This is a genomic window from Rhodobacter sp. SGA-6-6, from assembly GCF_011043545.1.
Lineage (GTDB): Bacteria > Pseudomonadota > Alphaproteobacteria > Rhodobacterales > Rhodobacteraceae > Pseudogemmobacter.
On record NZ_JAAKGP010000005.1, the window covers coordinates 286814 to 307499 of the forward strand.

Here is a 20686-nt window from a genome sequence, read left to right on the forward strand (position 1 = left end):
CGACGATGACCCTTCTGACCACCGAGGAATACAAGGCCATCGCCGCCGGGCTCTCCTTTCCGACCCAGGCCTTCATCGACGGCAGCTTCCGGCCGGCCAAGTCCGGCAAGACCTTCGACACCCTGAACCCGGCGACGGGCGAGGTGCTGGCGAAGGTGGCGGCCTGCGATGCGGCCGATGTCGATTTCGCCGTGCAGAAGGCCCGCGACGCTTTCGAGGACGGCCGCTGGTCGCGCCTGCACCCGCGCGAGCGCAAGGAGGTGCTGATCCGGCTGGCGAAGCTGATCAAGCGCAACGCCCGGGAACTGGCGGTGATGGAATCGCTGGATGCCGGCAAGACCATCTACGACTGCGAGACGGTCGATGTGCCCGAGACCATCAACTGCCTGACCTGGCACGCCGAGCTGATCGACAAGATCTACGACCAGGTGTCCCCGGCTTCGGACGACCATATCGCCATGGTGGTGCGCGAGCCGGTGGGCGTTGTCGGCCTCGTCCTGCCCTGGAACTTTCCGCTTCTGATGCTGGCCTGGAAGATCGGCCCTGCGCTGGCCGCCGGTTGCTCGGTGATCGTGAAGCCCGCGATGGAGACCAGCCTGACCGCGCTGCGCGTCGCCGAACTGGCGATGGAGGCCGGGGTGCCTGCGGGCGTCTTCAACGTGCTGCCCGGCGGCGGGGCCGAGGTGGGCGAGCCCATCGGCCGCCATATGGACATCGACGCGGTGTCCTTCACCGGGTCCACCGCCACGGGGCGGCGCTTCCTGGCCTATGCCAGCGAGTCGAACCTGAAGGAGGTGACGCTGGAGATGGGCGGCAAGAATCCGGCGGTGGTGCTGGACGATGCCGAGAACCTCGACCGGGTGGCGGCGCATGTCGTCAACGGCGCCTTCTGGAACATGGGCGAGAACTGCTCGGCCTCCTCGCGCCTGATCGTGCAGAAAGGGGTCAAGGACGCGCTTTTGGAGCGCATCTGCGCCCATGCCCGCGAATGGCCGATGGGCGACCCGCTGGACCCGGTGAACCGGGTGGGCGCTCTGGTCTCGAAGGCGCATTTCGACAAGGTTTCCGGCTATTTGGCGAAAGGTCCTAAAGTTCTGCTCGGCGGCACCGCCAAGGACGGTTTCGTCGAACCCACCATCCTCGACGTGACCGACCGCGAGGCGAAGCAGGTGCGGGAAGAGATCTTCGGCCCGGTGCTCTCGGTCCTGACGGTGGAGACCTTCGACGAGGCCATCGCGCTGGCGAACGACACCCAATACGGCCTTGCCGCCTCGATCTTCACCGCCAACGTCAAGCGCGCCATCCGCGGCGCCCGCGCCATCCGCGCCGGCACCGTCACCGTGAACAGCTTCGGCGAGGGCGACATCTCCACCCCCTTCGGCGGCTACAAGCAATCGGGCTTCGGCGGGCGCGACAACGGCATCCATGCCCATGACCAGTATACCCAGCTGAAGACGATCTGGGTCGACCTGGCCGACGACCGCGACGAGGCGGTGTGATGCAGGCCCTGACCGCGCGGCGCACCCCGGTGCATCGCGGCCCGGCCGGCTGGTCGGCGATCCTTCCGGGGCAGCCCGCCCCGGAGGTGCTGGAGGGCGACCTGACCGCCGATTTCGCAGTGGTCGGCGGCGGCTTCGCCGGCCTCTCGGCCGCGCGGCGCCTGCACCAGCTGAACCCGCAGGCGCGGATCGTGGTGCTGGAGGCGACCCGCATCGCCGAGGGCGCGGCGGGCCGCAACTCCGGCTTCATGATCGACCTGCCGCACGACATCTCCTCGGACGACTATTCCGGCCACGGCGCCGGCTCGGATGCGGCGATCATCGCGCTGAACCGTCACGCCATCGGCTTTGCCCGCGAGGCGGCGGCGGACTACGGCATCGACGCCAATTACTTCGACCCGGCGGGCAAGGTGAACGGCGCCGCTTCGGCCAAGGCCGATGCGCTGAACCGCAGCTATGCGCAGCACCTCACCAGCCTGGGCGAAGCCAGCGAGCATCTGGACGGGCAGCAGATGTTCGACCTGACCGGCAGCCGCCACTACGTCTCGGGCCTCTATACCCCCGGCACGGTGATGCTGCAGCCGGCGGGCTATATCCGCGGGCTGGCGGCGGGACTGCGGCGCGATGGTGTCAGGGTGTTCGAGAACAGCCCCGTCACCGGCTTGGCCCGCAAGGGCCGCGGCTGGGAGATCGCCACCCCGCGCGGCAAGGTCGGCGCGGCCTATGTGATCCTGGCCAACAACGGCCATCTGGAAAGCTTCGGCTTCGCCCGCGGCCGGCTGATGCATGTCTTCCTCTATGCCTCGATGACCGTCGACCTGGACGCGGCGGCGCTGGCCGCGCTCGGCGGCCAGCCGCGGTGGGGGATCACCCCTTCGGACCCGATGGGCACCACCATGCGCCGGATCGACACCGGGCAGGGCGGCAACCGCATCGTCACCCGCACCTGCGCCACCTACGAGCCGGGGATGGAGGCGTCGGAGGCCTCCCTCCGCCGCACCGCTGCCGTCCACCGCGAGAAATTCGCCGAGCGCTTCCCGCAGATCGCCGATGTGCCGATGGAATACGCCTGGGCCGGGCACCTGTGCCTGACGCGCAACGGCGTCTCGGTGATGCGGCGGCTGGACGAGGGCCTGTTCGCCGCCTGCGTCTGCAACGGGTTGGGCACCGCCCGCAGCACCCTGACCGGCATCGGCGCGGCAGAGCTGGCCTCCGGCGTGGAAAGCGACGTGACCCGCCACTTCACCGCCGAGGTGCAGCCCCCCCGCCTGCCGCCGCCGCCGTTCTCGACCATCGGCGCGAATGTGTTCCTGCGCTGGAAGGAATGGCGGGCGGGGGAGGAGTAGGGGGCGAGGTCGGCGCGGGAAAAACCCCGAGAGGCCGGCACCGCCGAGGCTGGAGCCCTACCAGAGCCGGTTCCCGGCCAATCCCTCCCCGAACCGCGAAATCCCCGGCGCCAGCGGGAAGAGGTCGGCCTGCAGGGCGTGGTAGATGTCGGGCTTGCCGTCGAACTGGCCGGTTGCCGGGGTTCCGTCTTCGCCGACCTCGGGGAACCAGCCGCCGCGGGCGTGGTCGATGAAGGCGGCGTCGGCGGAGGTCCAGAGGCGGCGATACCAGGCCTCGTCCTCGGCCCGCCGCTCCAGCTTGACCAGCGCGGCCATCACCCCGATCGCCTCGGTCACCGGCCACCAGTAGCGCGAGCGGATCGCCGGCCGGCCGTCGAAATCCAGCGTGTAGTGGATGCCGCCGCGGGCTTCGTCCCAGCCGTCGCGCAGCGCGGCCTCGGCGATGCTGCGGGCCAGGACGGGGGAGCCGTCCTGCGGCCGCCCGCACAGGTCCCACCAGTGCAAGAGCAGCCGGGCCAGCTCGAAGCTGTGACCGGGGGTGGTGCCGGCGGGGCGGAACATCGGGTTGCCGGAATAGCCGCGGTCGATGGACCAGTCCTCGCGGTAATGCTCCGGGATGCGCCAGCGGTTCTCCGGCGCGATGCGGCGCAGGAAGAAGTCCAGGATGCGGCCGGCGCGGTCGAGGTAGACCTGCCGCCCCGTCGCCTCATGGGCCGCCAGCAGCGCCTCCACCCCGTGCATGTTGGCGTTCATGCCGCGGTAGCTGGAGAAGGGCGTCCAGTCGCGGTTCCATTCGTCGGCGAAAAGGCCGGGGCCTTCCTCCCAGAAATGCCGGTCCAGGATGGCGGTGGCCTCGTCGATCAGCGCCTGCGCCTCCGGGTGGCCGGCGAGCTTGGCCGAAGACGCCGCCAGCAGCACGAAGACATGGCCATAGGCCAGCTTGCGGCTGTCGTGGATGGCGTCGCCCTCCAGCGCCCAGAGCCAGCCGCCATGGGCGCGGTCGCGGTGGTGGCTGGCGAGGTAGCGCATCCCCTGGTCGATGATCGCATCGCAGCCCGGCCAGCCGGCCAGCTTTGCCAGCGCGTAGGAATGGATCAGCCGGGTGGTGGTGTGCAGTTCCTGCACTCGGCTGGCCAGCGGGGCGCCGTCGGGACCGAGGGTATGGAAGCCGCCTTCCGCGGCCGGGCTGGCGGCGAAGAAGCGCAGGGCGGCGGCGGCATCGCCGGCCAGAAAGGCGCGGTGGCCGGGATCGTCCAGCCAGAACCCCGTTGCCGCCTGATCTCCGGGTCCGTGCCGAGCCATCCATGCCTCCTTTGCCTGTGCCCGACTTATAGGCCGGAGGCGTCCTGTCCCGCCAGCCCACTCTGAGGTCGGGTTGGGCGGGAGAAGGCGAGGCACTGCCTCGCCCCGCCCGTGCGCGGCGACTCAACCGGAGACGGTGGCGTCACGAGACCCGGAGAGGCCAGCGCCCGACCGGGCGGGCGAGAAGCGCCCGCCGAGGGCGGGGCGGGCGCTGGCCGGGTGCTTTGAGCACCCGGCCGGAAAAGGTGAAGCGTTGCGCTGTGGCGAAGGCGATGGCCTTCGCCAGGGAAACCGGGATGTGGCGGGGTTCACCCCGCCCCCTCACGCCACCGCCAGTTCCGTCGCCAGCCGCTGCACCTGGTCGCGGATGTCGGGGATGGCGGTGATCTCCCAGAAGGCGGCGCGGGAGACCGGGCCGATGGCCAGCAGGCGGTCCGCCGGGCGGCCCCGGCCATCGACCAGGCGGCAGCGCGTGTCCACCTCCAGCCCGATCCGCAGCGGATCGACCCGCGCCCGGCCCCGCGCCAGCAGGTCGGCGATCAGGGCCGAGGCATTGCGGCCGGGATCGCGCCGGATGCCGCGGCAGTCGAAGATGCGGGCGGCGGGGATCGAGGCGCCGACCTCGCCGCCGAAAAGGCGGATGCGGGCCACCGGACCCGAGGGCAGCAGCTCCGCCCCCAGGAATTCCGCCCGTTGCAGCCGCAGCTGGCCCGAGGCCAGCGCCGCATGGACCACCGCTTCCGAGGCCGGCGGCACCCGGTGGCGATGCACGTCCCACCAGGCCGCGGCATGGCGCAGGAAGCGGGCGCGCTCCACCGGCGGCAGGCTGCGCCAGATCGCCTGCACATGCGGGCGGATGCCGTCCACCGCGTCGCGCCAGCTGCCGCCCTGCGCCTCGGCCCGCCGCACCAGGGCCCTTGCCCAGCCGGCCAGCGCGCTGACCGGCGCGCCGAAGGGCACCTCGGCGCGCGACACCGGCAGCGGGGCCCCGGCGGCATGGGCGCGCGGGACCAGGCCGCGGCGCGAGACCGCCAGGATCTCGCCGCGATGGCCGGATTTCAGCAGCGTCACCACCCGGTCCACCATGGAAAGGCCGGAGCCGACGAGGATCACCCTGCCGTCGGGATCGGGCGGCGCCGGCGCGTCCCAGGCCCCGCTCAGCCCCGGGGCGGGCGCCTCGTGGACATGGCCGGTCGCCAGCACGGCGAGGTCGCCGATCACGGTCTGGCCGTCGGCCAGGCGGACCACCACGCCGCGGGCGCTGTCCTGCAGCCGCAGCGCCTCCTGCCGGACGATGCGCAGCCGCTGCGGCACCGCCTCGCCGGCCCAGGGGGCCAGGAGGTCGGCGAGATAGGCGCCATAGGTGGCGCGGCTGACGAAACATTCGGGCGTCGCGCCCTCCGCCCGCGCCGCCAGCCAGTCGTGGAAATGCCCGGGCCGGTCGGGAAAGGCGCTCATGTTGCGCACCCGGGTGTTCAGCAGGTGGTCCGGGTCGGCGGTGGCATAGGCAAGGCCGGGGCCGGGCAGCCGGGCGGGCTCCAGGAGCGTCACCCGGAAGGCGCGGTCGGGGCGCGACAGCAGCTGCACCGCCATCAGCACCCCGCTGGCCCCGCCGCCGATCACCACCACATGCGGCTGCGGCGGCAGCCAGCCCAGGCCCGGCGGCCGGGCGGCGGCGGGCTGGTCCGGCCGGGTCATGGCAGCACCGCGAAACAGGCCAGCAGGGCTAGGCCGATCAGCACCGCGGCCAGAAGCACCGGGCCGGTGGCGGAGCCCGGCGGGCCTTTCTCGCGGCCGGCGAAGATTTCCATGAAATGCTGGTCGAAGCGTCCGTCGATCATCTTTCCATCCTCCTTGCAGGGTCAGAGGGCCAGCCGCTGCGGCTCGGCCCGGCGAAGCGGGGCCTGCACCAGCAGCCCGTCGCGCAGCGCCTTGCCGCGGGGCCAGGGACCGAAGCCGGAGGCGACGTTGACATGCCCCGCCTGGCCCATGTCGACGAAGCCGCCGCCCCAGGCCGCCGCCAGTCCGCGCGCGCGGGAGAAATCCATCCAGGGATCGTTGCGGCTGGCGACCACCAGCGTCGGGATGTCGAGCCGCTGCTCCGGGATCGGGCCGAAATGGCCGATGCGGTCGCTGCCTGCGGTCTCGGCCGGGGCGACCAGCAGCGCCGCCCGCACCCGCAGATGCGGCCAGGTCGTCAGCAGCCGGGCGATCAGCACCGCCCCCAGCGAATGGCCGACCAGCACGGAGTCGGGGTGGTGCAGGATCATCGAGGCCAGTTCCACCTCCCACAAGTGCGGCATCGGCCGGCCGGGGTTGGTCAGCTCCACGGTCAAGGCGCGCGGGTCGGTTGCGGCCCACCAGTGCTGCCAATGCGGCTCGGGCGAGCCGTCGAGCCCGGGAACGATCAGCGTCTTGGTCATGTCCTTGCTCCTGCTGCGGTCGATGATTAAATCTAGCAGGTGTGTCGTGATTTCGGTTTCCAAAGAGCGGGACGGGAAGGGAAGATCCTTCTCCGCTTTTGGCGACAAACCCGACATTGATTCCCGGGGTTGCAGGGCGTAACGCTGATCCATGATCACGCAGAAGATGAAATACGCGCTGAAGGCGCTTCTGGCGCTGGCCGACGAGGCGGCGAAGGAGAAGCCGCAGGCGCTGACCATCGAGGAGATCGCCCGCCGCTCCGGCACGCCGAAGCGGTTCCTGGAGCATATCCTGCTGGAGGTGCGCAATGCCGGCGTGATCGCCTCCACCCGCGGCAGGGCCGGCGGCTACAGCCTGATCAAGAAGCCGGCGGAGATTTCCATCTCCGAACTGCTGCGCACCATCGACGGCCCGATCGCGCCGCTGCCCTGCCTGTCGCGCCGGGCCTACCAGCGCTGCGAGGATTGCTCCGACGAGGCCGCCTGCCGCATCCGCAAGGTCTTCGCCGAGGTGTTCTGGTCCTACCTGCTGATCATCGACTCGCTGACCCTGGAGGACATGCTCCGCCAGGGCAGCATCGCAGATCAGGTCCTCGGCGTGGAAGCGCAGGGGTAACATTCCCCGGAGCCAAGGGGCGGCCGGGCGGGAACAGGCGAGGCACTGCCTCGCCCCCGCCCGTGCGGGACAATTGCACCCGGAAACGGTTGCAGTCCTAGACCCGGGGAGGCCAGCGCCCGACCCGGCGGGCGAGAAGCGCCTGGCCCAAGGGCGGGGCGGGCGCTGGCCGGGCCTTTGGGGCCCGGCCGGATGGGTGGAAGCGTTGCACGGTGGCGAAGGCGATGGCCTTCGCCAAAGAGAGGCGGGAGAAGGTTTGCGCGAAATCACGACTATATTTAGCGTGAATATTCCCTTGCGCCGGAGCCTGCCCTGTGGCGCAATCGGCGGCAGGCGGGACCGAAGTCCCGGCCGCCGTGAAAGGAGACGGATGATGACCGCAGCGACGACCTTCCCCCGCAGCCCCCTCGGGCAGGCCGGACGGGCCATTCCCGCCGCTGGACAGCTGCTTCCCACCTGCGCCGTGCGGCTGATCGACCGCCGCACCGGCCGGCCGCACCGGATCAACGGCAGCCCGCTGGTGCTGTTCACCCGCCGCCCCGAGGAAGCCGCCGCCGAACTGCTGGACGGCCGCGACCCCGCCGTCTGGGAGGCGAGGGTGGAGCCGATGGGAACCTGAGCCTTCCTTCTCAGAATACTGATCTGAAACGGAAACCCCCGGGAGCCGCCAAGGCTGCCGGGGGTTTTCAGGTCCCGCCGCTGCGGCGGACAGCAGCCTCTCTTCCCCCCGGCGGCCAGCCAGCCCCTGTCCGGCGATGTCGCAAAATCGCCAATCCGCTTCGCCAATGTTACTGTCGGCCTGCGCCCTTCGCCGCCTTATGCGCGCAAAGTCCATGCTTTCAGGGGCCGACGAGATGAACGAGACCACCCTCCGGCAAGGCCGCGCAGGCGGGCGCGGCGCAAGGCGAGCGATGCGCTCCGCCCCGGATTTCGAGATGCTGCCCGCCCTGAAGCGCGGGCTGCCGCTCTGCGAGCCGATGACGCCCGAGCAGGTCGAGCGCATCGACGATGCCTCGATGGCGATCCTCGAAGAGGTGGGCGTGATCTTCCGCGACGAGATCGCGCTGGCGGACTGGAAACGCGCCGGCGCCGATGTCCGCGGCGAGCGGGTCCATCTGGACCGGCATCTGGTGCGCGAGCTGATCGCCAGCATCCCCTCGACCTGGACCTACCGGGCGCGCAACCCCGACCGCTCCTTGCCCTTCGGCGGCAAGCATTCGATCTTCGTGCCGATGACCGGCGCGCCCTTCATCCGCGACCTGGACGACGTGCGGCGCTGGCCGACGATTGCCGACCTGAACGACTTCCACAAGCTCAGCCACATGTCGCCGGCGCTGCATTCGACCGCGCATCACATCGTCGAGCCGATGGACATGAAGGTCAGCCACCGGCACCTGCACATCACCTATTCCTCGATGAAACACTCGGACAAGACCTTCATGGGCATGACCACCTCGGGCAAGAACGCCGAGGACGTGATGGCGATGTGCGAGATCCTGTTCGGCAAGGATGTGATGGAGGAAACGCCGGTAACCACCGGGAACTGCAACGGAAACTCGCCCCTGGTCTGGGACGAGACCATGCTTTCGGCGATGCGCGCCTTCGTCAGGCGGCGTCAGCCGGTGCTGTGCTCGCCCTTCGTGCTCGGCGGCGCCAACACGCCGGCCTCGGTCGCCCCCGCGGTGGCGCAGCTGAACGCCGAGGCCCTCAGCGCGCTGGCCTATACCCAGGTCATCCGCAAGGGTGCGCCGGCGATCTACGGCCATTACCTCTCGACCGTCAGCATGAAATCCGGCGCGCCGATGGCGGGGACGCCGGAGATTTCCCTGATGAACTTCATGATCGGCCAGATGGCGCGGTTCTACGACGTGCCGTGGCGGACCAGCAACCTGCTCGGCGGGGCCAAGACCTTCGACGCGCAGGCCGGCTATGAAAGCGCCATGACGATGAACGCCGTCCTCCACGCCGGGGCCAATTACATCTGGCACTCGGCCGGCTGGAACGAGGCCGGGATGCATTGCTCGATGGCGAAATTCGTGGTCGATGCCGAGATGTGCGCCATGGGCTACCGCATGGCCGAAGGCCCCCGCTGGGACGACTTCGACGAAGGGCTGGCGGCGGTGCGCGATGTCGGCCCGGGCGGCCATTACCTCGGCCATCCGCATACGCTGGAGAACTTCGAGCGCGCCTTCTTCATGCCGAAGCTGTTCGACAACAACTCGATCGAGCAATGGCAGGCCGAGGGCTCGGTCGAGATCACCCGAAGGGCGCTGGACCATGCGAGGAAGCTGCTCGGCGACTACGAGGAGCCGAAGCTGGACCCGGGCGTGGACGAGGCGCTCCGCGACTATATCGCCCGGCGCGAGCGCGAGATCCCGGCCGAGGACGCGCTGAACACCGAATACTGAAACCTCCCCGACTGGCCGCCCTCCCGGCGGCCGCTTTTTTCCGCATGAGCATGAAATGAAGATCACGGAGATCCACGTCTACGCCCACGACCTGCCGGTGAAGAACGGCCCCTATACCATGGCCAACGCCAAGGTCTGGTCGCTGGACACCACGCTGGTGAAGATCGTCACCGATACCGGCCTGGTCGGCTGGGGCGAGACCTGCCCGGTCGGCCCGACCTATCAGCCGCACCATGCCAGGGGCGCGCGGGCGGCGCTGGAGGAGATGGCGCCGGGGCTGATCGGCAGCACGCTGCATCCCGTCGCGCTGCGGCGCCGGATGGACGGCCTCCTGAACGGCCACCGCTATGCCAAGGCCGCGGTGGACATCGCCGCCCACGACCTGCTGGGCAAGGCTTGGGGCGTGCGGGTGGCCGACCTGCTGGGCGGCGCGGTGACGGAAAACGTGCCCTCCTACTACGCCACCGGGGTGGGAGAACCGGAGGAGATCGCCCGCATCGCCGCCGAGAAGGTGGCCGAGGGCTATCCCCGGCTTCAGGTCAAGATCGGCGGCCGCCCGGTCGAGGTGGACATCGAGGTCCTGCGCCGGGTCTGGGAGGTGATCCGCGGCAAGGGCGTGCGGCTGGCCGCCGACGGCAACCGCGGCCTGCCCACCCGCGACGCGCTGCGGCTGAGCCGCGAATGCCCCGACATCCCCTTCACTATGGAGCAGCCCTGCAACTCCATCGAGGAGATCGCCGCCATCCGCGGGCAGGTGCAGCATGGCATCTACATCGACGAGGCCGGCGAGGACCTGGCCACGGTGATCCGCGCCGCGGGACAGGGGCTCTGCGACGGCTTCGGCATGAAGGTGACGCGGATCGGCGGCTTGCAGCAGATGGCCGCCTTCCGCGACATCTGCGAGGCCCGCACGCTGCCCCACACCTGCGACGACGCCTGGGGCGGCGACATCATCGCCGCCGCCTGCACCCATATCGGCGCCACCGTCAGCCCGCGGCTGATGGAGGGCGTCTGGCTGGCGCAGCCCTATATCGAAGGCAACTACGACAAGGCGGGCGTGAACATCGTCGGCGGCCATATCCGGCTGCCGGAAGGCCCCGGCCTGGGTGTGGTGCCCGACGAAGGCATCTTCGGCGCGCCGGTCGCGTCTTTCGGATGAGGGGAACCATGGGACGTTTTCAGGACAAGACCGCGCTGGTGACCGGCGCGGCGGGCGGCATCGGCGCCGCGGTGGTGCGGATGCTGCGGGCGGAAGGCGCCCGCGTGGCGGCGGCCGACCGCGATGTCTCGGCCGTCGAGGCCGAGGCGCATCTGCCGGGCAACCTGCTGGAGCCCGCCTATGCCGACGGCCTGCCCGCGGCGGCGGCAAGGGCGCTCGGCCGGCTGGACATCGTGGTGAACAACGCCGGGGTGATCACCCGCGGCAAGGTGACCGAGACCTCGGACGAGGACTGGGCCCTGACCCTCGGCGTCAACATCGAGGCGCCGTTCCGCATCACCCGCGCCGCGATCCCGCTGATGGCGGCGCAGGGCGGCGGTTCCATCGTCAACACCGCATCGTGCTGGGGGCTGCGGCCGGGGCCAGGCCATGCGGTCTACTGCATGTCCAAGGCCGCGCTCGCCAGCCTGACGCAATGCATGGGCATGGACCACGCGGCGCAAGGCATCCGCATCAACGCCGTCGCCCCGAACGAGGTCAACACGCCGATGCTGCGGACGGGCTTCGCCAAACGCGGCTTCGACCCGGATACCGCAGTGGCGGAACTCGGCAAGACCGTCCCCTTGGGCCGCATCGCCGAGCCGGAAGACATCGCCGAGGTGATCCTCTTCCTCGCCTCCGACGCCGCCCGTTATGTCTGCGGCGCGGTCTACGAGGTCAACGGCGCCAAGGCGGTGGCATGATGCGGTTCTCGGGAAAGGTCGCCCTCGTCACCGGGGGCCGGATGGGCATCGGCCTCGCCATCGCGCGGCGGCTGCGGGCCGAGGGCGCGCGCGTCTTCACCGCGCAGCGCGGCATGGACCCGGAGTTCGAGAGCTTCCCCGCCGATTTCGCCGACCCGGACTGCCCGGCCACGGTGATCGGCCAGGTGGTCGCCGCGGCGGGCCGGCTGGACGTGCTGGTCAACAACGCCGGCTTCATGCAGGAGGCCCGCGCCGAGGACATGGCGCCGGAGGACTGGAACCGGATGATCGCGGTCAACCTGACCGCGCCTTTCCTGCTGATCCGGGCCGCGCTGCCGCATCTGCGGGCGACGAAGGGCGCCATCGTCAACATCGGCAGCATCGAGGGCATCGGCTGCAACCCGCACCACGCCGCCTATTCCGCCACCAAGGCCGGGCTGCACGGGTTGACCCGCGCCATCGCCGTGGATCACGGCGCCGAGGGCATCCGCTGCAACGCCGTGGCACCGGGCTGGATCGACACCGAGCTGTCCGAGGTCTACATCGACTCGATGCCCGACCCCGCCGCCTTCCGCGCCAACATCGGCCGCATCCATCCTGTCGGCCGCACCGGCAAGCCCGAGGACGTGGCCGCCCTGGTCGCCTGGCTGGCGTCGGAGGAGTCCGCCTTCGTGGCGGGGCAGGTCTGGACCATCGACGGCGGCAGGATGACAAAGCTCAGCCTGCCGTGAGACGCCGGCCCGACCGCGGCAGAAGGGGTCACTCCGCCGCCGCCTCCAGACAGGCGAGCAGAGCCCGCGCCGGGGCCGAAAGCCGCCGGGCGGGCGTCGAAAGGTAATATCCCCAGGGGCAGGGCCAGCTTTCCGCAAAGGGCGCCACCAGCGCGCCGCGGGCCAGATAGGGCCGGGCCAGCGTCTTCACCGCCAGCGTCACCCCCAAGCCGGCCGCCGCCAGTTCCAGCGAGACGTTGCTGCTGTTGGTGCGCATCACCTCGGCCGGCGGGGCATCCTCCAGCCCGTGGGCGGCGGCGAAGATGGCGAAATACTCCTGCCGTCCCGCTACCCGGATCTGCGGAAGCGCCAGCGCCGCCTCCGGCCCCGTCACCCGCGCCGCCACAGAGGGCGCGCAGACCAGCATCAGGTCTTCGCGCAGCAGCAGCCGGCAGTCCGGCGGCACCTCGTCGTCGCGGCGGACCGAGATCACCACATCGGCCGGATCGGTCTCGTCGCGGTCCCAGATCGTCGCCTGCACCAGCACCTCCACCCCCGGATGCGCCGCCCGGAATCCGGCCAGCACCGGCGGCAGCCAGCCCTCCGCCAGGCTGATCGGGCAGGAGAGCACCACGCTGCGCTCGCGCGCCGACTTGGCGATGGCCTCCGCCGCGCCGTCGATCTGCCGCAGCGCCTGCCGCAAGGTCGGCAGCAAGGCCTCGCCGACCTCGGTCAGATCCAGGCTGCGGGCGTTGCGGCGGAAGAGCCGCTGGCCGAGATGCGCCTCGAGGCCCCGGATATGGGTGCTGACGGCGGCCTGGGTATAGCCCAGGTCCTCCGCCGCCCGGGTGAAGGACAGGTGCCGCGCCGCCGCCTCGAAGGAGCGCACGAAGTTCAGCGGCGGCGGCGCGCGGCGCTTGGGGGCCATTCCACATCTCCTGCAAATCCGCCCCATCCATAACATTCCCGCCGCCAATGGCATCGAAATATTTATGCGACAGCCTCGCGCGCCCCGGCTAGCTTGCCGGTGGAAACAGGCGGAGACGAAGATGCGGAGCCATGCGCAGGCGGTGGTGATCGGCGGGGGGGTGATCGGCTGCTCGATCCTCTACCACTTGGCGAAACTCGGCTGGACCGAGGTGGTGCTGCTGGAACGGTCGGAGCTGACCTCCGGCTCCACCTGGCACGCGGCGGCCAATATCCACGGCCTGCATGACGTGACCAACATCAGCCGGCTGCAGCACTACACCATGCAGCTTTACAAGGAACTGGAGGCCGAGACCGGGCAGGGCTGCGGCGTGTTCCAGCCCGGCAGCCTGTATCTGGCGCAGACCGAGGCGCGCGAGCAGCAGTTGCGGCTGCAGGAGGCCAAGGCGCGGCGCTACGGGATGAACTTCCACGAGGTCTCGCGGGCGGAGGCGGAGCGGCTGCACCCGCTGGTCGATTTCGACGGCATCCGCTGCATCATGTATGAACCCGACGGCGGCAACGTCGACCCTTCGGGCGTGACGCAAGCCTATGCGGCGGGCGCGCGGGCAAGGGGCGCCGAAATCCACCGCTTCACCCCCGTGACGGCGACGGAACGCCAGCCGGACGGCAGCTGGATCGTGCGGACGGAAAAGGGCGAGATCCGCACCCCCTGGGTGATCAACGCCGCCGGTCTCTGGGCGCGCGAGGTGGGCGCCATGGCGGGGCTGGCGCTGCCGCTGATCCCGACCGAGCACCAGTATTTCGTCACGGAGACCATCGGCGAGATCGCCGCGCTGGACCGCCGGTTGCCGTCCGTGGCCGACCGCGACGGCGAATACTACCTGCGGCAGGAAGGGCAGGGGCTGCTGGTCGGCGCCTATGAGCGCGACATGAAGTTCTGGGCCGAGGAGGGCACGCCGCCCGGCTTCGGCCACGAGCTTTTCGCCGACGACCTCGACCGCATCACGGACAACATGATGCGCGCCATCGCCCGGGTGCCGGCGGTGGGGACGGCGGGGATCAAGCGGGTGATCAACGGCCCGATGATCTGGTCGCCCGATTCGGCGGCCTTGTTCGGCCCGGTGCCGGAACTGCCGGGCTATTTCTGCTGCTGCGGCATCATCCCGGGCTTCTCGCAGAGCGGCGGCCTCGGCCGGCTGGCGGCGGAGTGGATGGTGGAGGGCGAGCCCTCGCTGGACCTGTTCGGCTGGGACCTCGCCCGTTTCGGGGATTGGGCGGACCGCGCCTTCACCAAAGCCCGCGTGCAGGACCAGTATTCCCACCGCTTCAAGATCCATTTCCCCGGCGAGGAACGCGCCGCCGGCCGCCCCGCCCGCACCCGCCCGGTCTACAAGCTGCAGAAGGACCTCGGCGCGGTGTTCGGGCTGAACACCGGCTGGGAGCATCCGCTCTATTTCGACGCCGCCACCCCGGATTCCGCCGGCTTCACCCGCCAGCCCTGGTGGGACAGCGTCGGCCGCGAGGCGCGGATGCTGCGCGAGCGGGCGGGGATCATCGACATCTCCAACTTCGCCCGCTATCGCGTCGCCGGGCCGGGGGCGGAGGACTGGCTGAACGGGCTTTTCGCCAACCGGATGCCGCGCCAGACCGGCCGCTCCTGCCTGACCCCGCTGATCGGCAAGCGCGGCGGCATTGCGGGGGATTTCACCGTCACCCGGCTGGGGCCGGAGGAGTTCTGGGTCATCGGCTCCGGCATGGCCGAGCGTTTCCACCAGCGCTGGTTCCGCGCGGTGCCGCTGCCGGAAGGGACCAGCTTCGAGTCGCTGACCGAGGCCACCGCGGGCTTCAATATCGCCGGGCCGCAGTCGCGCAAGCTGCTCGGCCGCCTGACCAATGCCGACCTCTCCGACGACACCTTCCCCTTCTTCCGCTCGGCCCGGATCGCCGTGGCCGGGGTGGATTGCGTGGCGCTGCGGGTCTCCTTCACCGGCGACCTGGGGTGGGAGCTGCACTGCGCCGAGGCCGACCAGCAGGCGCTGTATCTGGCGCTCTTGGAGGCCGGGCGGGACCTCGGCGCCGGGCCGGTGGGCAGCCGCGCACTGATGAGCCTGCGTGTGGAAAAGGGCTACGGCTCCTGGGGCCGGGACTATTCGCCCGAATACTGGCCGCAGGAATCCGGGCTGGCCGGGCTGATCCGCGACGACAAGCCCTTCCTGAACCGGGAGGCATGGCTGGCGGTGAAGGACAAGGCGCCGCGCGACCTGATGGTGATGCTGGAGATCGGCGAGACCGGCGCCGATGCGCTCGGCGGCGAGCCGGTGTTCCTGCCGGACGGCACCCCGGCCGGGCAGGTCAGCTCCGGCGCCTATGGCTATACGGTCGGCAAGCCGCTGGCGATCGCCTATCTGAAGGCCGGCCTCGCCGCGCCGGGGACGGAGCTGCGGGTGGCGATCCTCGGCGGCTCGGTCCCGGCCCGGGTGCTGGAGCGGCCGCCCTTCGACCCGGAGGGCCGGCGGCTGCGCGGGGGGTGAGGGCGCCTTTGGGGAAGCGGCGGGGTGAACCCCGCCCTACGCCATCGGTAGGGCGGGGTTCACCCCGCCGTTCCTGCCGCTTCAGGCCAGCGCGACCAGATGGTTGTCCCAGGACAGGTTGTGTCGAGCCAGAAGCCGCAGCCCTTCCGGCTCCACCGCCCAGATGCCGCCCTGGCCGTCGGTGGCGACCAGTCCCTCCGGCCCCGGCGCCACGCCGGACAGGTCGGCCCGGCGGTGCACCGCCAAGGGCGCGCCGGCTGCGTCGAAGACCATCAGCACCCCGCCCGGCGGCGAGGTCAGCGCCACCAGCCCCTGCGCCGCGGCGATGGAGCCGGCATAGCCCTTCATCGCGAAGGCCTCGGCCTCCCCCGGCGGGCACAGCCACGGCGCCTGCCCGGGCTGCCAGAGGCCCAGCTGGGGCACCGGCTCGGCCGGGTCGCCCTCCCATTGCATGGCGAAGGCCACCCGGTTGCCCATCAGCGCCAGATGGCGGATCGAATTGGTGTGCAGGTCCTCCTCCAGCACCGCCTGTTCCAGCACCGCGCCCTCGGGCGACAGCAGCGTCAGGTTCGGCCGCATGGTGGCGATGTTCAGCTTGCTGCGGTCCTTCGGATCGGTCTCGATGCCGCCGTTCGCCACCACCAGCCGCCCGTCCGCCAGCCGCTTCATGTCATGCGGGCCGATGCCGCCCGAGTCCCATTCGCCGATGCGGGTGTAGGTTTCGGTCTCCCACAGCCCGATCCGGCCGAGCGAGCCTTCCGCCACCACTTCCGAGGTCATCAGCAGCCCGCCCTCGGCGGTGAAGACGCCGTGACCGTTGAACTGCCGCCCCTCGGGCGGGGTGAGCCGGGCCTTCACGGTGCCGGCCACGCAGTCGATCACCAGCGCGAAGGTGCCGGGGCGGCGGGCGAAGGCGACGGCCTCGGCCCGCACCGGATGGGCGGCGGCGGCATGGCCGCGGGCGGGCAGGGGGATGGCGAAGAGGCTGTCGCCCGCGGCGGTCAGCCCGTGCAATTCGTAGGCCTCGCCCGCCTTGGCGGCGGCGAGGAAATCCGGGCTGCCCGCCGCGGCCCAGCCGATGCGGGGCAGGCCCGCCGCCATCATCCCCGCCAGAAAGCCCCGCCGTGTCGCCATGGTCAGTCCCCGTCCGCCGAGTTGAAGCCCACGCTCACCCCCAGCTGGCCGCCGAGTTCGGCGATCACCGCCTGCCGCAGGCTGCGGATCGACTGTTGCAGGATCTCCACCTTCAGGTGGCCTGAGGGATCTGCGACGCCGGCGAAGACCGGGTCCTCCAGCGCCTCGGCCCGGGCGATGGCGCGGTCGAAGGCGGCCAGGCTTTGCGGCAGGTCGGGCGAGAGTGTCTGCGCGAAATCCCGCAGCGCCTGCAAGGACAGCACCAGATTGCGCAAGGACCGGCCGGAGGCCGCGGCCTCCGCCCGTTCCGGCCGCGGCTTGTCGAAGGTGCCGAGGGGGCGGCCGAGCCGCTGGTCGGCATCGAATTCCAGCGCGGTCGCCAGTTGGGTGAAGAGGGCCTGCTTCGCCTCCTCGGCGGTCAGGTAGGTGGTGTTGCCGGCCTCGCCCGCCGTCAGCAGCACCTCGGCGAAACCGTCCTGCCAGCCGGCCTGCACCTCCCCGGCCATGCGGGCCAGGTCGGCGGCGGTGGCGCGGATCAGCGGGCAGGGATCGGCGGGCAGGTCGCCGGCGGGGTAGAGCAGCCGCTCCAGCCCGAACAACCCGCGCGCGGCGACCGACTGGTCGGCGAAGGCCGCGGGCTCCAGCGCCGCCGGGTCGCCCGCCATCAGCGCCTGCTGGTGCTTCCACCCCAGCCCCTTGGGATCGGGCCAGAAGGCGATGGCGAGGCCGCGGCCGTCCTCCTCCACCGGGCCGAGATGCAGGTGCGAAACGCCCATCCAGGCGTCGAAGGCGGCGTTCCAGGCCGGGCGCAGCACCTGCGGGTCGCAGGAGGTTTCCGCCGCCTGCGCCAGTTCCCCTGCGGCCTCGGCGAAAGCGGCATAGCCGGGCAGGATGTGGTCGCGCAGGGCATCGGCCACGTCGGCCTGCGCCGGGGTGGCCAGAAGGGCGAACAGGGCCAGGGTCTTGCGCATCAAAGGCTCTCCAGGAAGGCGATCAGCGCCTCGCGGTCCTCCTTGGGCAGGCCAACCACGCCGTCGCGCGCGCCTTGGGCCTCGCCGCCGTGCCAGAGCACCGCTTCGAGAAGGTTGCGCGCCCTTCCATCATGCAGGAACTGGGTGTGGCCGGAAACATGCTTCGTCAGCCCGATGCCCCAGAGCGGCGGCGTCTTCCACTCCGACCCCGAGGCGCGGCCCTCGGGCCGGTCGTCGGCCAGCCCCGGGCCCATGTCGTGCAGCAGAAGGTCGGTATAGGGCCAGATCAGCTGGAAGCTCTGTTCCGGCTGGCCCTCCAGCCGGTGGGTGACGAATTTCGGGTGGTGGCAGGACTGGCACCCCAGCCCGTAGAACACGTCCTTGCCGCGCAGCACCTGCGGGTCGTCGACCCTGCGCCGCTCGGGCACGCCGAGGTTGCGGGAGTAGAAGGCCACCATTTCCAGGCTCTCGCGGTCCACCTCCAGCCCGTCGCGGCTGCCGTCCTCCTGCCCGTTGGGGGCGGCGCGGCAGGCGGATTCGGCCCCGGTGCAGTCGCCCCAGGGATCGGGATGCAGCACGGTGGACAGCCCCATGTCGCCGGAGAAGGCGCCCGAGGACTGCTCCTTCACCGTCGGCGCCCCGGCCTTCCAGCCGAAGCGCCCCAGCATCGGCACGCCGAATTCGACCGAAGGCACGATCTGCGCCCGGCCGGAGATGCCGTCGCCATCGGCATCCCCGGGGTCGGCCAGCGCCAGGATGTCGGCGGCGGGGATCGCCTCCAGCAGGCCGAGGCCGATCATCTGCGGCGCCACCCGCGGGCTGATCATCAGGTCGGCGGAGGGCGCGCCATAGCCGGGATCGGCGAAGGCATAGGTCGGCGCGCGGAGCGAGACGACCGTTCCGTCCGAAAGGGTTACCGGCTGTTCCTCATACGTCACCTCCATCCGCCCCTCGGCGGCATGGCCGGGGGCGGCGAGGTCCTGCAACTGGCCGCCGTAGACCGGATCGGGCTGAGTCGCCAGCCACTCGGCGATCCCCTCCGGGTCCGGCCCGCCGGGGATGGAAAGGCGCAGGAACATCGACACCCGGCCGTCCTCCGGCCCCTCGGGCGGGTGGCCGCGGCCGTCCTTCAGGTGGCAGTCCTGGCAAGCGCGGGCGTTGTAGAACGGCCCCAGCCCGTCGGAGGCCAGCGTGGAGGAGGGCGAGGCGACCCAGGTCTTGCGGAACAAGGCATTGCCCAGCTTGAAGGTCATCTCCGAAGAGAAGGGCATGTTGCCGGAGAACTGGCTGAAGGCATCGCGGTTCGGCCGCGCCCGCACCGAGGCCGCGCCGCCCGGCATGGCCTCGAAGGCCTCGGGCTTGGAGAAATCCGTGGGCGGGGCCAGCACGCCGGCGATCCTTGCGGCCTCGTCCTCCGTCCGGGCGACGATGGCCAGGTGGCGGTCGTCCAGAGCGGCATCCGGGGGGGCGGCCGCCGCGACGCGGGTTTCCTGCGCAAGGGCAGGGGCGGCGGCAAGGCAGAGGAAAGCGGCGAGACGCATGGCAATGCTCCTTGCCGCCGAGATAGCGCCCCTTTCCTTACGGTTTCAATCGGAAAGCGGGCACTTCCCCGCGACCCCGCGCCGCGCCCCTCCGCGCAAGCCAAAGGGCAAGGCCCGATGCCTTGCCCCTTCGTCCCGGTCCGGGTCCCGCGCGAGAAGGTCCGGAGGGGCGCGAGGCCCCTCCGGTCACGGCTGCGATGGCTATTCCGCCTGGTCGGCGGGCTTGGCGTTCAGCAGGCCGTATTTCTCTTCGCCCAGCTTGTCGAACAGGCCCAGCTGGGTTTCGAGGAAGTCGATATGGCCTTCCTCGTCCTGGATCAGGTCGTCGAAGAGGGCGCGGGAGACGTAATCGCCGACCGCATCGCAATGCCGCCGCGCCTCGATATACAGCGTGCGGGCGTCATGCTCGCCGGCCAGGTCGCATTCCAGCGTCTCGCGGATGGTCTGGCCGATGCGCAACGGGTCCAGCTTCTGCAGGTTCGGATGGCCCTCCAGGAAGATGATCCGGGCGATCAGCCGGTCGGCGTGGTGCATCTCCTCGATCGACTCGGCGCGCGACTTGGCGGCGAGGTGACCGAATCCCCAATCCTCCTGCAGCCGGAAGTGCAGCCAGTATTGGCTGACCGCCGTCAGCTCGGACCGGAGTGCAGCGTTCAGATATTCAATGACTTTCGCGTCGCCCTTCATGGCCGTTCCTTTCGCGCTGTGCAGGACTGTTCCCCGGCTTCGGCAGTCCGCCGTGGCTTGGATGGCGCGAAAGTAATCGCGCCGCCCGCCCTTGTCCATGGGGCGGCGACGACAATCGTAGATTTTTCAATACCTTAGCAAAGAAGTAAGGTTTGTCGGCGGAAGTTCCGCGGTCTGGCCGGGCGGGAAAAGGCGAGGCACTGCCTCGCCCCGCCCGTGCGGACGGGGTCACCCGGAGACAGTGGTGACGCAAGACCATGAGAGGCCAGCGCCCGTCCGGGCGGGCGAGAAGCGCCCGCCAGGGGGCGGGCGGGCGCTGGCCGGGCCTTTGGGGCCCGGCCGGGACAAGGGGAAGCGTTGCGCCATGGCGAAGGCACGCGCCTTCGCCAGAGGGGCCGTCGCAATCAGGAATACATCCCTAGCGCCGGGCGATCACCGCCAGCCGGTTGCGCAGCATCGGCGGCGCCTCTCCGGCGGGGACGGGGAAGCTGTCGCGCGCCCGCATCGTGTCCAGAAGCAGCGGCATGCAGCCGCCGCAATCGGCCCGCTTGCCGAGCGCATGGTAGATCTTGCCCGGGGTGATGACGGTATCGGGGTCCGAGGCGCGCATCCAGTCCACCGCGGCGCGGATGTCGTGGTCGGTGATGCTCTGGCAGTGGCAGACGATCATCTCGGGCCCCGGGGTT

The 20686-nt window shown here is 70.7% G+C and carries 19 protein-coding genes; 9 read left to right on the plus strand and 10 right to left on the minus strand.

The window, feature by feature from the left end:
• The first annotated feature begins 5 nt into the window (after window positions 1–5).
• Complete coding sequence (locus G5B31_RS11995) at window positions 6–1499, plus strand: aldehyde dehydrogenase (protein WP_165017874.1); 1494 nt, start codon at window positions 6–8, stop codon at window positions 1497–1499.
• The gene (locus G5B31_RS12000) at window positions 1499–2845 is read left to right on the plus strand and encodes an FAD-binding oxidoreductase (protein ID WP_165017879.1); all 1347 of its coding nucleotides are present in this window, start codon (window positions 1499–1501) and stop codon (window positions 2843–2845) included. Before G5B31_RS11995 ends, G5B31_RS12000 begins: the two co-directional genes overlap by 1 nt.
• A 57-nt stretch (window positions 2846–2902) precedes the next feature.
• Here G5B31_RS12000 and G5B31_RS12005 read toward each other — a convergent pair whose 3' ends face one another.
• The 4 genes from G5B31_RS12005 to G5B31_RS12020 form a co-directional block, all read right to left on the minus strand.
• The gene (locus G5B31_RS12005; protein ID WP_165017883.1) at window positions 2903–4147 is read right to left on the minus strand and encodes an AGE family epimerase/isomerase; all 1245 of its coding nucleotides are present in this window, start codon (window positions 4145–4147) and stop codon (window positions 2903–2905) included.
• Between the two features lie 321 nt (window positions 4148–4468).
• The gene (locus tag G5B31_RS12010; RefSeq protein WP_165017886.1) at window positions 4469–5845 is read right to left on the minus strand and encodes an FAD/NAD(P)-binding protein; all 1377 of its coding nucleotides are present in this window, start codon (window positions 5843–5845) and stop codon (window positions 4469–4471) included.
• Complete coding sequence (locus G5B31_RS12015; protein ID WP_165017889.1) at window positions 5842–5988, minus strand: hypothetical protein; 147 nt, start codon at window positions 5986–5988, stop codon at window positions 5842–5844. The genes G5B31_RS12010 and G5B31_RS12015 overlap by 4 nt, the downstream gene beginning before the upstream one ends.
• Window positions 5989–6009: 21 nt before the next feature.
• Window positions 6010–6570, minus strand: a complete 561-nt coding sequence (locus tag G5B31_RS12020; RefSeq protein ID WP_165017892.1) for an alpha/beta hydrolase — start codon at window positions 6568–6570, stop codon at window positions 6010–6012.
• A gap of 151 nt (window positions 6571–6721) precedes the next feature.
• Between G5B31_RS12020 and G5B31_RS12025 the strand changes: the two genes are divergently transcribed.
• The 6 genes from G5B31_RS12025 (at window position 6722) to G5B31_RS12050 (ending at window position 12227) form a co-directional block, all read left to right on the plus strand.
• On the plus strand, window positions 6722–7186 hold the full coding sequence (locus G5B31_RS12025) for an Rrf2 family transcriptional regulator (protein WP_165017895.1): 465 nt from the start codon (window positions 6722–6724) through the stop codon (window positions 7184–7186).
• 373 nt (window positions 7187–7559) lie between these two features.
• Window positions 7560–7805, plus strand: coding sequence for a hypothetical protein (locus G5B31_RS12030; protein ID WP_165017898.1), 246 nt, complete (start codon window positions 7560–7562; stop codon window positions 7803–7805).
• Window positions 7806–8040: 235 nt separating this feature from the next.
• Window positions 8041–9594 carry a trimethylamine methyltransferase family protein gene (locus tag G5B31_RS12035; RefSeq protein ID WP_165017901.1) on the plus strand — a complete coding sequence of 518 codons (1554 nt, stop codon included), beginning with the start codon at window positions 8041–8043 and terminating at the stop codon, window positions 9592–9594.
• A 55-nt stretch (window positions 9595–9649) separates the two neighbouring features.
• A complete protein-coding gene (locus tag G5B31_RS12040; RefSeq protein ID WP_165017904.1) occupies window positions 9650–10753 on the plus strand; it encodes a mandelate racemase/muconate lactonizing enzyme family protein in 1104 nt (367 codons plus the stop codon).
• A gap of 8 nt (window positions 10754–10761) precedes the next feature.
• Complete coding sequence (locus tag G5B31_RS12045; RefSeq protein ID WP_165017907.1) at window positions 10762–11496, plus strand: SDR family NAD(P)-dependent oxidoreductase; 735 nt, start codon at window positions 10762–10764, stop codon at window positions 11494–11496.
• Window positions 11493–12227 carry an SDR family NAD(P)-dependent oxidoreductase gene (locus G5B31_RS12050; RefSeq protein ID WP_165017910.1) on the plus strand — a complete coding sequence of 245 codons (735 nt, stop codon included), beginning with the start codon at window positions 11493–11495 and terminating at the stop codon, window positions 12225–12227. Before G5B31_RS12045 ends, G5B31_RS12050 begins: the two co-directional genes overlap by 4 nt.
• A 28-nt stretch (window positions 12228–12255) precedes the next feature.
• On the opposite strand, the gene G5B31_RS12055 is transcribed toward G5B31_RS12050, so the two are convergent.
• Window positions 12256–13134: a LysR substrate-binding domain-containing protein gene (locus tag G5B31_RS12055; protein ID WP_165017913.1), complete on the minus strand. Its 879-nt coding sequence runs from the start codon at window positions 13132–13134 to the stop codon at window positions 12256–12258.
• 121 nt (window positions 13135–13255) lie between these two features.
• On the opposite strand from G5B31_RS12055, the gene G5B31_RS12060 reads away from it, so the two are divergent.
• Window positions 13256–15667, plus strand: a complete 2412-nt coding sequence (locus G5B31_RS12060; RefSeq protein ID WP_165017916.1) for an FAD-dependent oxidoreductase — start codon at window positions 13256–13258, stop codon at window positions 15665–15667.
• 81 nt (window positions 15668–15748) lie between these two features.
• Here G5B31_RS12060 and G5B31_RS12065 read toward each other — a convergent pair whose 3' ends face one another.
• The 5 genes from G5B31_RS12065 to G5B31_RS12085 all read right to left on the minus strand — a co-directional run bounded on the left by G5B31_RS12065 (window position 15749) and on the right by G5B31_RS12085 (window position 20670).
• Window positions 15749–16801 (minus strand): DUF1513 domain-containing protein, encoded by a 1053-nt coding sequence (locus G5B31_RS12065; RefSeq protein ID WP_165017919.1) that lies wholly within the window; start codon window positions 16799–16801, stop codon window positions 15749–15751.
• 2 nt (window positions 16802–16803) lie between these two features.
• Window positions 16804–17772 carry an imelysin family protein gene (locus tag G5B31_RS12070; RefSeq protein ID WP_165017922.1) on the minus strand — a complete coding sequence of 323 codons (969 nt, stop codon included), beginning with the start codon at window positions 17770–17772 and terminating at the stop codon, window positions 16804–16806.
• Entirely contained in the window at window positions 17772–19313 is a 1542-nt protein-coding gene (locus G5B31_RS12075) for a di-heme oxidoredictase family protein (RefSeq protein WP_165017925.1), read from the minus strand. Before G5B31_RS12075 ends, G5B31_RS12070 begins: the two co-directional genes overlap by 1 nt.
• Before the next feature lie 201 nt (window positions 19314–19514).
• Window positions 19515–20000: a bacterioferritin gene (gene bfr / locus G5B31_RS12080; RefSeq protein WP_165017928.1), complete on the minus strand. Its 486-nt coding sequence runs from the start codon at window positions 19998–20000 to the stop codon at window positions 19515–19517.
• Between the two features lie 418 nt (window positions 20001–20418).
• Window positions 20419–20670, minus strand: coding sequence for a bacterioferritin-associated ferredoxin (locus tag G5B31_RS12085; RefSeq protein ID WP_165017931.1), 252 nt, complete (start codon window positions 20668–20670; stop codon window positions 20419–20421).
• Window positions 20671–20686 lie beyond the last annotated feature (16 nt).

Coding starts and splice junctions, on each gene's coding strand:
- G5B31_RS12010 (WP_165017886.1), bottom strand. CDS start 5,845: ATGACCCGGCCGGACCAGCCCGCCGCCGCCCGGCCGCCGGGCCTGGGC.
- G5B31_RS12055 (WP_165017913.1), bottom strand. CDS start 13,134: ATGGCCCCCAAGCGCCGCGCGCCGCCGCCGCTGAACTTCGTGCGCTCC.
- G5B31_RS12045 (WP_165017907.1), top strand. CDS start 10,762: ATGGGACGTTTTCAGGACAAGACCGCGCTGGTGACCGGCGCGGCGGGC.
- G5B31_RS12075 (WP_165017925.1), bottom strand. CDS start 19,313: ATGCGTCTCGCCGCTTTCCTCTGCCTTGCCGCCGCCCCTGCCCTTGCG.
- G5B31_RS12050 (WP_165017910.1), top strand. CDS start 11,493: ATGATGCGGTTCTCGGGAAAGGTCGCCCTCGTCACCGGGGGCCGGATG.
- G5B31_RS12000 (WP_165017879.1), top strand. CDS start 1,499: ATGCAGGCCCTGACCGCGCGGCGCACCCCGGTGCATCGCGGCCCGGCC.
- G5B31_RS12085 (WP_165017931.1), bottom strand. CDS start 20,670: ATGATCGTCTGCCACTGCCAGAGCATCACCGACCACGACATCCGCGCC.
- bfr (WP_165017928.1), bottom strand. CDS start 20,000: ATGAAGGGCGACGCGAAAGTCATTGAATATCTGAACGCTGCACTCCGG.
- G5B31_RS12025 (WP_165017895.1), top strand. CDS start 6,722: ATGATCACGCAGAAGATGAAATACGCGCTGAAGGCGCTTCTGGCGCTG.
- G5B31_RS12060 (WP_165017916.1), top strand. CDS start 13,256: ATGCGGAGCCATGCGCAGGCGGTGGTGATCGGCGGGGGGGTGATCGGC.
- G5B31_RS12035 (WP_165017901.1), top strand. CDS start 8,041: ATGAACGAGACCACCCTCCGGCAAGGCCGCGCAGGCGGGCGCGGCGCA.
- G5B31_RS12020 (WP_165017892.1), bottom strand. CDS start 6,570: ATGACCAAGACGCTGATCGTTCCCGGGCTCGACGGCTCGCCCGAGCCG.
- G5B31_RS12030 (WP_165017898.1), top strand. CDS start 7,560: ATGACCGCAGCGACGACCTTCCCCCGCAGCCCCCTCGGGCAGGCCGGA.
- G5B31_RS12005 (WP_165017883.1), bottom strand. CDS start 4,147: ATGGCTCGGCACGGACCCGGAGATCAGGCGGCAACGGGGTTCTGGCTG.
- G5B31_RS12070 (WP_165017922.1), bottom strand. CDS start 17,772: ATGCGCAAGACCCTGGCCCTGTTCGCCCTTCTGGCCACCCCGGCGCAG.
- G5B31_RS11995 (WP_165017874.1), top strand. CDS start 6: ATGACCCTTCTGACCACCGAGGAATACAAGGCCATCGCCGCCGGGCTC.
- G5B31_RS12065 (WP_165017919.1), bottom strand. CDS start 16,801: ATGGCGACACGGCGGGGCTTTCTGGCGGGGATGATGGCGGCGGGCCTG.
- G5B31_RS12015 (WP_165017889.1), bottom strand. CDS start 5,988: ATGATCGACGGACGCTTCGACCAGCATTTCATGGAAATCTTCGCCGGC.
- G5B31_RS12040 (WP_165017904.1), top strand. CDS start 9,650: ATGAAGATCACGGAGATCCACGTCTACGCCCACGACCTGCCGGTGAAG.